Genomic DNA, 3,087 nt, shown 5'->3' with positions numbered 1-3,087 from the left:
TTGGCTCGCAATTCCGGGAGTCGCCCTGGTCGGATTTCTCGTCATCTCGGTGCATCACTTCGGACAGAGCGACCTTGCTCACCTCCAGATCGACCGCTGGCATCAGCTGGCAATCCAGCTGTCACGCGGGCTCTTCTTGGTCGGCCTGGTACTGGTTGCCAATCTCACCACCGTCGCCCCGGTAATCGAGCGGATGGGCGGATTTGATCCGACGTCGTGGCCGTGGTTCGCCGGACACACAGCCCTCTGGTCAGCGGCGCTGGTCGGTCAACAACTCGCTGTCGGGCTTTTCGTCGCACCGCACATCAGCGATCGGGCAACGGTCAAGCGCGAGGTCATCACCATCGTCTCCTTGACAGCGTTGCTCGTTGCCGCCGACCCACTCATCGGGTTCGCGGTCTATTTCGGCTTATGGCACTCACTGAACCACCTCAACGTTCTCGCCGACGTTCTCGGACACCGCACCGGCTCGACTGCGTTGAGCCCAAGGGAACTCGCCCGCATCGCCGCCCCGCGCAGCGCCGTGTCAATCGCTGCGCTGGCGATACTCATCGGTGGCGCACAGTCCATCGGCCAAACCGAGTTGATTGTCCCGATCACGCTGGTCTTCGTCAGCATGCTGACCCTGCCGCACATGATTGTGGTCGAACGGCTGTGGCAAACGAACTCGGCGTTCCCGGTCAGGCAACTGGGAGGGTGAGGTTGTTGAGCTCATCGAGGTGAGCGCCCGGGTCACGTCAAAGTCAGGAAATGACAAGGCCGGTGACGTCGCCATACTCAAGCACCGTTTCGGTGAACTCGCAGCCGTCGAACACACTGTTCGACAGGTCGGCGTCGTAGAAGATGCAGCCCACGAATTTGCACTGCTCGAAACGCACATCGGTTGCCGCCGAGTCGTTGAAGTTCACGTTGTCGAAGGTGCATGCCCGGAACACCGACCGACTCAGGTCTGCCTCGGCGAACTTGGCGTCATTCATCACCACGTAGGACCAGCGGCTATCACTCAGATCCGCCCCCTCCAGCGACAGTCCCCGACAGGCGACCCCTTGGAACTCGGCAGCCTCGAGATGGGCCCCTCGGAACGAGCACCGGTCAAGGCCAGTGTCGACAAAATGGGCGCCGGTGAACACGCTCGAGACGAATGCCACGTCGCTCAGATCGATGTCGCTCAGGGTGGCTCTGGCGAAGTTGGTCTGGTTCAGCAGCAGCGGAACTTTCGAACACTGGATCTCGCTCCACTCCTCGGCGCCCTCCCAGAGGGCCGAGATCTGAACGATCGTGTCACGCCAAAACTCGTCGTCGAGCACAACGCCGTCGAGAACGACCCCTTGGAGGCGACATGTCGACAGCCAGAATCCAGGAACGTTGCTCTGCGACAGGTCTGCTCCGCTCAGGTCGAGTGAGTGCAGCCGTGCTCCTAGCAGATCGAGCCCCGACAGGTCGGCGCCGACGAACATCACCCGTTGGCCGATAGGCAGCTCTTCGATCTGGGAATTGAACTGCTCGACATCATGCAGCAGGAGTTCGCGCCACTCGGTCATCCCGGCCCGGCCCCTTGCTCGGCCTGCGCCTTTTCCTTCTTGTAGATCGCAGCAACGGTCGCACCGAGCTTGATCGTTGCGGCCTTGACTTCGGCCAGGTCGTTCGCATTGGTAAACCAGAACGCCGAATCCTGCCTGTGGACCGCTTCCGGATCCTTTCCGGCAGCGCCCGCTTTTTCCTTCACCGAATCGGCACCGATCTCGTAGAGGTCGTCGTAGTCGCTGATGTTCTCGGCTGCGTCCTGACCGATCAACTCCGTGGCGGCATCCTTCTTGCCCTGGTCGGGCTCGTTCTGCAGCGCCTCGAGCTTCTTCGCGGCGCCCTGTTTCCCGTAGACGGTGTGCAGCACCGCACCTTGCGTGGCGTAGACCTCATTTGCGTAGGTCAGCCCGCGGGAGATCTCGTTGTGCATGAAGAGCAACTCAGCCTCGATCGCCTCAGGGGAAGAACCTTCCACCGTCCGCAGCATCTTGATCCTCAGGCGCAAAGCCTTCACTCTGAGGACGATCTCTTCGTAACGCCGGTTGGAGGCCTGCATCTCGTTCGCCTCGTGGGCGAGGTGGTCCTTACCATGGTCTGCGAACGCACTCTGCTGCTGGCGCGTTTCGTAGTCGAGTGCTGTCTCCATCTCAGCAACGGTGGCGGCGACATCGTTGCGGAACGTCGTGTACTCGGCGTCGGCGACAGCGAACTTCTTGGCCATCTCCGTGCGCTGTGGTTCGGTGTCGGGTCCTCGCCGAGCCCGGCCACGAGGGTCTGTTTGTAGGTATCCCAGTCGGACTGGTCCATGTTGCGACGGATCTTCACCATCGACCAGATCTCGTTCTGATCGTCCTTCTTCTTCTGGCCAACCTCGCTGAGTTCGCCACCCTCCTCGGTGGGCTTGATTTTGTATTCGCCACCTGTGCTGGCCACCTGTTTCCCGCCGAACATCCAGTCGGAGGAATACACGTTGACGTCGAGCAGCGCCCCGGGCTCCGTGCCGTAAAGGGCCCGGAACTCACGGTTGATCATGGCGAGCCCGATTTCGGTGTTCTCGCCCTTCGCGGAGAGGTCGATGTCGGAGGTGACCGATTCCGAGCCGACCGCCTCATTGAGCCCGAAGTTGGCGCCGAGACCATCGCCTTTCGCGTTGTTCAAGGGGTTCAGAACATCGGCGAAATCCGTCGACCGTTGCTTGTGGCGCTCCACCTCTTCGATGATCTTGGGCTGGACGTCATGAACAAACGCGTCTCACATTCGCCCGCGCATGTCGACCATGGCCTGCATCAACTTGATACCGACATCGTGGCTCGGCCTGACGTGCTCCTTCGGCAGGGGCCACTGGTTCATAGCGAGGCAGGCCTTTGCCTTGAACCAGTTCGCTTCGAATGGTCCGCGGAGCATGTCGAGCAGCACTCCGTCGTTCGTGGCCCAGGATTCATGGCTGACCGCTGCGCTGAGCGCCAGCTCGGACAACGTTGTTGGCGACGCGACAGGGAGCAGTTCGTCATGACCACCATCAACAGCGCCACCATCAACAGCGCCACCATCACCACCGCCACC

Annotated in this window: 3 protein-coding genes and 1 pseudogene; 1 reads left to right on the top strand and 3 read right to left on the bottom strand. The window is 61.2% G+C overall.

Annotation, left to right across the window (positions count from 1 at the left end):
* On the top strand, positions 1-700 hold a 700-nt coding region (locus ACH2EI_RS18610; RefSeq protein WP_395155134.1), incomplete at its 5' end, for a Brp/Blh family beta-carotene 15,15'-dioxygenase.
* Positions 701-743: 43 nt separating this feature from the next.
* Here ACH2EI_RS18610 and ACH2EI_RS18605 read toward each other — a convergent pair.
* The 3 genes and pseudogenes from ACH2EI_RS18605 to ACH2EI_RS18595 form a co-directional block, all read right to left on the bottom strand.
* Complete coding sequence (locus tag ACH2EI_RS18605; RefSeq protein ID WP_395155133.1) at positions 744-1,541, bottom strand: pentapeptide repeat-containing protein; 798 nt, start codon at positions 1,539-1,541, stop codon at positions 744-746.
* A complete protein-coding gene (locus ACH2EI_RS18600; protein ID WP_395161101.1) occupies positions 1,538-2,170 on the bottom strand; it encodes a hypothetical protein in 633 nt (210 codons plus the stop codon). The genes ACH2EI_RS18605 and ACH2EI_RS18600 overlap by 4 nt, the downstream gene beginning before the upstream one ends.
* 605 nt (positions 2,171-2,775) lie before the next feature.
* Positions 2,776-3,087, bottom strand: a pseudogene (locus ACH2EI_RS18595) (hypothetical protein); the annotation flags it as partial.

The organism is Ilumatobacter sp. (assembly GCF_041688325.1).
Taxonomy (GTDB): domain Bacteria; phylum Actinomycetota; class Acidimicrobiia; order Acidimicrobiales; family Ilumatobacteraceae; genus Ilumatobacter_A.
The sequence above is the reverse complement of the archived record's forward strand: the minus strand, read 5'-3'. Positions and strand labels throughout refer to the sequence as shown.

Bases quoted from the DNA above. Each gene is read 5' to 3' on its own strand.
- ACH2EI_RS18605 (WP_395155133.1), bottom strand. From the start codon at position 1,541: ATGACCGAGTGGCGCGAACTCCTGCTGCATGATGTCGAGCAGTTCAAT.
- ACH2EI_RS18600 (WP_395161101.1), bottom strand. From the start codon at position 2,170: ATGGAGACAGCACTCGACTACGAAACGCGCCAGCAGCAGAGTGCGTTC.